This is a genomic window from Pseudomonas sp. S8 (genome assembly GCF_050473925.1).
Lineage (GTDB): Bacteria > Pseudomonadota > Gammaproteobacteria > Pseudomonadales > Pseudomonadaceae > Aquipseudomonas > Aquipseudomonas parakoreensis.
Window position 1 is genome coordinate 1 of sequence record NZ_JBFDVZ010000022.1, and the last position, 7053, is coordinate 7053.

Genomic DNA, 7053 nt, shown 5'->3' on the forward strand with positions numbered 1-7053 from the left:
GGAAGTGCCGCAGGTGACTAAATACCGTTCGTATGGCCTGGCCTACAGCGTTGCAGCGCTCAACGAAGGCGTGTGCAAACTCTGGCCGGGCCGCCCGGAGCCGACCCTGTCGCGGCTGGGCATGCAGGTCATGAAGAAAAATTTCACCCTCGACATCAGCCGCGCCCGGCATTATCTGGACTACGATCCGAAAGTCAGCCTGTGGTCGGCCCTCGACGAGTTCTGTGGCTGGTGGAAAGCTCAGGACATCCGTTGATACAAGTCGCCCGGCCAGCAATGAACCGCACTGCCGCTTGAGGGTCAATCCCTGCGGCTGCGGCGGTTATACTTCGCAGCATTAAGCCATCACCGCGTTCCACAAAGGTTGCCTCAATGTCCATGCGTAACGATGCCAACGACGATTTCGACGATGTACCGAGCCTGCGGGCCGACACCTTTGACGACGATGACATTTCGCCCACCGCCCGCACCTCCGTGCACTCGCGCACAGCCGCCGGTGGTCAAGGTCAAGGCCGCGAGTACCGGGCCGCTGTGGGCACTGGTCGGCGCGTTGTTCTTTGCCTTTATCGGTCTGGCCTGGTGGAGTTTCCAGCAGATCTCGCTGATGGAGCAGCAGTTGGTCGCGACCCAGGAAAGCTTTGCGCGCATCAGCGAGGAAGCGGCGGGGCGGTTGCAGGACATTTCCGGCAAGGTGGTGGCCAGCCAGAGCAACGTCAACAGCGACAGCGAAGCGTTGAAGCTGCAGATCAAACAGCTGGAAACCCAGTTGCTGGATCAGGGTAAACAGCAGCAAGGCGTGGTCGGCCAAGCCAGCGATCTGGACAAGCGTCTGGCGCAAATGACCGCGCAGACCATTGAACAACAGAACGCCAATACCCAGTTGCAGGCTCAGGTCAAAGCCTTGAGCGCGGAACTGGCGGCCCTGAAAGGCGCATCGGCGGATACCAGCAAGGTCGATGTCCAGCTCAAGAGTTATGACGCTCAGCTGAAAAGCCTCGGCGCTGATATCACGGCGCTGAAGAAGCAGGGCACTTCGAACGCGGCGATCGAGCGTCTGGAGCAGGAAATCGTCGTCCTCAAAAGCGAACAGGACAATCGCCCTGCCGCTGCGCAGGGTGGTGGCAATACCGCCGAGTTCGACGCATTCCGCGGGCAGATGACCCGCAACCTCAACACCCTGCAGGCGCAGATCCAGAACCTGCAACAGCAGATCAATGCCCGGCCGTAGGGCCTGATGAACTGTAGCCAGGGACCTTTGTGGTGAGGGGATTCATCCCCGATGGGGCTGCACAGCAGCTCCCTGTTATCAGCTCGGTGTCTCAGAAAATATGTGTTCTCTGCATCAGGGCTGCTGCGCAGCCCATCGGGGATAAATCTCCTCGCTACAGGATGCGGCGCCCCGTCCGAGCCCAAGCCGTCTACGCTCTTGAAACACCAACAAGAACGAGGGATGCGTTATGGGTTTTTGCATAAAGTGGCGTGGCTCGGGGTGATGCTTTTTATGGGGGCAGGGCAGGTCAACGCTGCCGCCACGCAAAAGGACGACAGCAAGGCCGCCATCGCTTTGCTGGAAAAGGCCCTGGCCTATTACCACGACAACGGCGACAAGGCCTTCGCCGCGTTCAGCCGTCAGGGCGAGTTCGTCGACAAGGATCGCTACGTGTTCGTGGTCGACACCAAAGGCGTGATGCTCGCCAGCGGCGGGCCGTCCTCAGCCTTGATCGGCCGTGACGTCAGCGAAGTGCTTGCGCCGGATTTGCAGAAGGCCTTCAAGGACGCCTTGCTAGTGCCGGAAGGCAACGGCATTCAACAGGCCGAATACCGCTGGCAGAACTGGGCGGACGGCAAGGTCGAGCGCAAACATGTGTATTACCAGCGCATCGGTCAGCGGATTCTGGCCGTCGGTTATTACCTGCCGCGCGCTTCAGCCGAGCAGGCCAAGGCACTTCTCGACAAGGCTGCAACCGATCTGGGGAAAAACGAGAAGGGCACGCTGACGGCCATCAACTCGCTCAAGGGTGGTTATCTGCAGGATGACTTGTATGTGTTCGTGGTCGATCTGCAGACCGAACGCTACGTTGCCCACGGCACCAACCTGCGCCTGATCAACACCGACTTCAGCAAGATCAAGGACCCGGAAGGTAAACCGGTGGGCGAGCCGATGCTGGCGCTGATCGCCAAGCAGGATGACGGTGAATACGAATACCGCTGGAAAAACCCGGTGACCGGCAAGGTCGAGGACAAGCATGCGTACCTGAAGAAGGTCGGGCATTTTCTGGTGGCGGTGGGTTACTACAGCCCCTGAAAATCAAAAGATCGTCCGAACGCGGCCCGAGCCTTCGGCAGCTCCTACATGGGAATGCATCTCTGTAGGAGCTGCCGCAGGCTGCGATCTTTTGCTGTTATTTGGCGCCGTGCTCGCGCCCGCGCAGCAGGTTGTTCGGCATCGCAATCGCCGCCGCCAGCCCCAGCAACGACACCGCCGTACTCACCCACAGCAAATGCCGGAACGTCACCGAAAGCTCGGCGCGCAAGGCGTTCTGCGCATCGCCCGGTGCGGCGTTCAAACCGTCGAGCAGCACGTTGCCCGAATGCCCCTCGCTGAGCAGCGAGTTGCTCGCCAGGTGGGCAAAACTCGAATCCTGCAACAACGCCAGCAACAGCGCCGACATCAACGCCACACCCACTGCGCCGCCCAGCGAGCGGAACAGGTTGGTGGTGCTGGTGGCGACGCCGATGTCGCGCTGTTCCACCGAGTTCTGTGTGCCCACCAATGAAGTCGGGAACTGCATGCCGCCGGCAATCCCGCTGAGCAGCATGAACAGACTGCTGACCAGCGTCGCATCCGGTGGGCTGAACGCCATGCCGAGAATCGAAATCGGCATCAGGATCGCACCCGTCAGAATCTGGGGTTTGTAACGACCGGTCACCGAGGTGCGGCGTCCGGCGAAATAGGCGCCTATCGGCAGGCCCATCGCCAGCGGCAGCAAGTGCAACGCCGCCGCATCGGCACCGGCGCCAGTGACGCTCTGAAAGCGCAGCGGCATCAACACGATCAGCGAGATCGCCTGAAAACTGGTGAAGAAAATCGTGCACCAGCACAGCAACGCGTTGCGGTTGGTGAACAGATGCATCGGCAGCAGCGGCTCGCGCGCCCGGCGTTCATGCCAGACGAACACCGCCAGCACCAGCACCGCACAGGCGAACAAGCCAAGCACTTCGCTGCTGCGCCACGAATGGCCCTGACCGACCTGAGTGATGGCCAGCAGCAACGCGGTCAAACCGATGATCATCAACAGCGTGCCGAGGTAGTCGATGATCGGTTTGCGCTGCGGAATCGGCAGCCCGCGCAGGTTGCGATTGGCCACCCACCAGGCGCCCAGCCCCAGCGGCAGGTTGATCAGGAATACCCAGCGCCACGACAGGTATTCGGTCATGTAACCGCCGAGCACCGGCCCGGCGGACGCTGGCCACCGCATACATGCTGCTGAAGTAACCCTGATAGCGCCCGCGTTCGCGGGGCGGGACGATGTCGCCGATGATCGCCTGACTGACCGAGATCATTCCGCCGGCGCCGATGCCCTGGAGAATCCGCGCCAGCACCAGTTGTTCCATGCTTTGCGCCATGCCGCAAAACAGCGAGGCGAGGGTGAACAGGCCCATGCCGAACAGCATCAGTTTGCGCCGTCCGTACAAATCGCCGAGCTTGCCGTAGATCGGCACGGCCACGGTCATCGCCACCATGTACCCGGAAATTACCCAGGCCAGCAGGCTGACGTCCTTGAACTGTGCGGAGATGGCGGGCATCGAGACGGCGACGATGGTCTGGTCCAATGCCCCGAGAAAGATCGCCAGCATCAGCGCGACCAGCACGCTGCGAATGGCCGGTTTGGGGGTTTCAGGCTGGTGAAGATTGGTCACGGGCGGAACCTGCGGGCAGTGAGAATCCCGCAGGCCATCGGGCGAGCGGGGATGCTCGCCAGTGTAAGTCGGTAGGAAGCTATTCGATAGCCTCATAAGGAAGCCCGACGTAATTTTCTGCAATGGTTTTCCGACCCGCTTCTGAACTGACGAAATAGTCCAGTTCCGAGGCGCTGATCCGTTGGCTGAAAGCATCATGCTCGTCGAAACGGTGCAGCATCGAGGTCATCCACCAGGAAAACCGTTCGGCTTTCCAGACCCGGCGCAGGCAGATTTCCGAGTATTTCTCCAACAGATCCGTGCGGCCTTCGCGATAAACCTTCAGCAGAATGTTGAACAAAGTGCTGACATCGCTGGCGGCCAGGTTCAGGCCCTTGGCCCCGGTGGGCGGCACAATGTGTGCGGCATCGCCGAGCAGAAACATCCGCCCATACTGCATCGGCTCAACGACAAAGCTGCGCAGCGGCGCGATGCTTTTTTCAATCGACGGGCCGGTGACCAGTTTTTCGGCAAGCTCGGCGGGCAGACGGGTTTTCAGCTCAGCCCAAAAGCGCTCGTCGGACCAGTCGGCAACGTTCTCCTCGGCCGGCACTTGCAGGTAATAACGGGTACGGGTGGCCGAACGCATGCTGCACAGGGCGAAGCCGCGTTCGTGACGGGCGTAGACCAGTTCTTCGTGCACCGGCGGGGTGTCGGCGAGAATCCCCAGCCAGCCGAACGGATAGACCCGCTCGAAGATCTTCAGGCAGGCCTCGGGAATCGACTGCCGGGCTACGCCATGAAAGCCGTCGCAACCGGCGATGTAATCGCAATCGACGTGCCAGGTTTCGCCGTCCTTTTCGAAGGTGACAAACGCCTCGTCGCTTTTCATGCCGTGAGGAACGACATGGCTCGCCTCGTAAATCGTCGACGCACCGGCCTCCCGACGAGCGGCCATCAGGTCCCGCGTGACCTCGGTCTGGCCGTAGACCATCACGGTTTTGCCACCGGTCAGACCCTGCAGATCGATGTGGGCCAGACGCCCATCCAGGGCCAGATCGAAACCGCCGTGCACCAGTCCTTCGGCGTCCATGCGCTGGCCGACTCCGGCCTGGCGCAACAGCTCTACCATGCCTTGTTCGAGCACGCCGGCGCGAATCCGCCCGAGGACATAGTCGGGCGTCTGGCGTTCAAGAATCAGGGTGTCGATGCCGGCGTTGTGCAACAACTGACCGAGGAGCAATCCGGAGGGACCGGCGCCAATGATGGCGACTTGGGTTTTCAGCGTTTTCATTGTTTTTATGACTCGCAAGCTTCACGCGACGTGAGTCGGTGAATGATTTTTATGGATCGAGTGCTTGCATTTTTCCCTTGCGGGTCTGTCAATTGAAGGTGAAAACTGAGCCGATACCTGTACATTCTGCCAATCGGTGCGATTATCGCCCGCAAACCTCGAGGCCTGGATTGAAGTGATGAACAAGCCTGACCTGCCTTCGATTCCGGTGTTCAAGCTCTACGGTGAAAGCCTGGACTGGCCGACCCCTGACTTGCTGCACTGTGAAACCATTTCCAAACGCAGCCGCGAACATCAATGGAAATCAAACCCCACCGCCACGCCGATTTGTGCCAGTTACTCTTCGTTTTCAAAGGTCAGGCAGAGCTTGAAATCGAAGGTCAACGCACGCAGCTCAACGAACCCGCCATTCAAGTCCTGCCCCCGTTGTCGGTGCATGGCTTTCGTTTTTCCGAGGACGTCGAAGGTTTCGTCGTTACCCTCGCCAATCCGTTGATCAACCACCTGCAGGCGCAACTGGGCAATTCGGTGCATGCCCTGGCGCAGGCCGAGCACTATCCGGCGGGCAAGGATGCGCAGTACCTGCACAGTCTGTTTTCAGCATTGCAGGCCGAGTACAACGGCCATCAACCCGCGCGGGAAATGCTCATGCATTCGCTGGTCAGCGTGATCATGGTCTGGGTCAGCCGTCAGGCGATCGTGCGCCATAACGCCAGTCAGCGCCCACAACGCCAGCGCGAATACCTCAATGGGTTCATTCAATTGGTCGAGGAGACATACCGCCAGCATGTGAAGGTCGAAGACCTGGCGCATCGCCTGGGGATTTCGGTGTCGCACCTCAACGGTACTTGCCGGGAACTGGCAGGGCAGCCAGCGCTGCAGATCATGCACGAACGCCAGTTACTGGAAGCCAAACGTTTGCTGACCTATACCAGCATGACCATTTACGAGATGTCGGAATTGTTGGGGTTTTCCGATCCGACCAACTTCACGCGCCTGTTCCGGCGCAGGGTGGGGATTTCGCCAAAGGCGTTTCGCGACCGGCTGAAGGCCGAGCAGTGATCGGGTAAAACACCACCGCCCCCTGTGGGAGCTGGCTTGCCAGCGATTGCGTCCTGTCAGTCAGCACTGAAGGCGTCTGGGCCACCGCCATCGCTGGCAAGCCAAGCTCCCACAGGGTTGATAGCAAGCCGAATCAGCGCAATGCGTTCAGCGTGGCATTGTGCGGAATACAACGCTCGAAATTGCAGCTCGCATAATCGCGGGGCAGTTGTCGCAGTTGCTCGACCCGCCAGGCCGCAGTGCCGTACAGCGCCAGCGTGGCGGCGCAGGTGATGAAGATCGCGAAGTACCTTCTTGTTCTGATGTTCATGGCGTAGACCTCTGAACGCATACCCTGCGGTATTACTTTCAGCATAGAACAAGATCAAAGGATCGCAGCCTGCGGCAGCTCCTACATTTGGAATGCATTTCCTCTGTAGGAGCTGCCGCAGGCTGCGATCTTTTGCTTTTCTACAACCCCACATCCCACTCTGGATGCTCGGGAAACCGTTGCACCAGAAAATCCAGCATGCTGCGCAGCGCCGCCGGCATGTGCTTGCGTGAGGCGTACACCGCGTAGATGTTCATCTGCCGTGGCTCGGCATTCGGCAGCAGGCGCACCAGTTCTCCGGCATGCACATGCACCCCGGCCTGATAGGTCGGCAGCATCGCCACGCCCGCACCGGCCAGGGTCGCGCGCAGCAACGTGCTGGCCTCGTTGGCGCTGATGTTGCCTTGCACCGGCACCGACACCGGTTCGCCGTCCTCTTCGAAATGCCACAGGCTCTTGCCGAAATACGAATGCGTCAGACAGTTGT

At 60.1% G+C, this 7053-nt stretch carries 4 protein-coding genes and 4 pseudogenes; 4 read left to right on the forward strand and 4 right to left on the reverse strand.

What is annotated here, in order from left to right; all coding sequences use genetic code 11:
• The 3 genes and pseudogenes from AB1J88_RS29615 to AB1J88_RS29625 form a co-directional block, all read left to right on the forward strand.
• Nucleotides 1-256 (forward strand): annotated as a pseudogene (locus AB1J88_RS29615) (NAD-dependent epimerase/dehydratase family protein); the annotation flags it as partial.
• 116 nt (nt 257-372) lie between these two features.
• Nucleotides 373-1228 (forward strand): annotated as a pseudogene (locus AB1J88_RS29620) (ATPase).
• A 264-nt stretch (nt 1229-1492) separates the two neighbouring features.
• On the forward strand, nt 1493-2305 hold the full coding sequence (locus AB1J88_RS29625; RefSeq protein WP_430292752.1) for a cache domain-containing protein: 813 nt from the start codon (nt 1493-1495) through the stop codon (nt 2303-2305).
• A 97-nt stretch (nt 2306-2402) separates the two neighbouring features.
• Here the strand turns inward: AB1J88_RS29625 and AB1J88_RS29630 are convergent.
• Both AB1J88_RS29630 and pobA read right to left on the reverse strand, forming a co-directional pair.
• Nucleotides 2403-3921, reverse strand: a pseudogene (locus tag AB1J88_RS29630) (MDR family MFS transporter).
• Between the two features lie 79 nt (nt 3922-4000).
• Nucleotides 4001-5185, reverse strand: a complete 1185-nt coding sequence (gene pobA / locus AB1J88_RS29635; RefSeq protein ID WP_430292721.1) for a 4-hydroxybenzoate 3-monooxygenase — start codon at nt 5183-5185, stop codon at nt 4001-4003.
• Between the two features lie 187 nt (nt 5186-5372).
• Here pobA and AB1J88_RS29640 point away from each other — a divergent pair.
• A pseudogene (locus AB1J88_RS29640) lies at nt 5373-6256 on the forward strand (helix-turn-helix domain-containing protein).
• A gap of 133 nt (nt 6257-6389) precedes the next feature.
• On the opposite strand, the gene AB1J88_RS29645 reads toward AB1J88_RS29640, so the two are convergent.
• Both AB1J88_RS29645 and AB1J88_RS29650 read right to left on the reverse strand, forming a co-directional pair.
• A complete protein-coding gene (locus AB1J88_RS29645) occupies nt 6390-6566 on the reverse strand; it encodes a hypothetical protein (RefSeq protein WP_174376820.1) in 177 nt (58 codons plus the stop codon).
• 140 nt (nt 6567-6706) lie between these two features.
• A partial coding sequence (locus AB1J88_RS29650) for a LysR substrate-binding domain-containing protein (protein WP_430292751.1) occupies nt 6707-7053 on the reverse strand: 347 nt, incomplete at its 5' end.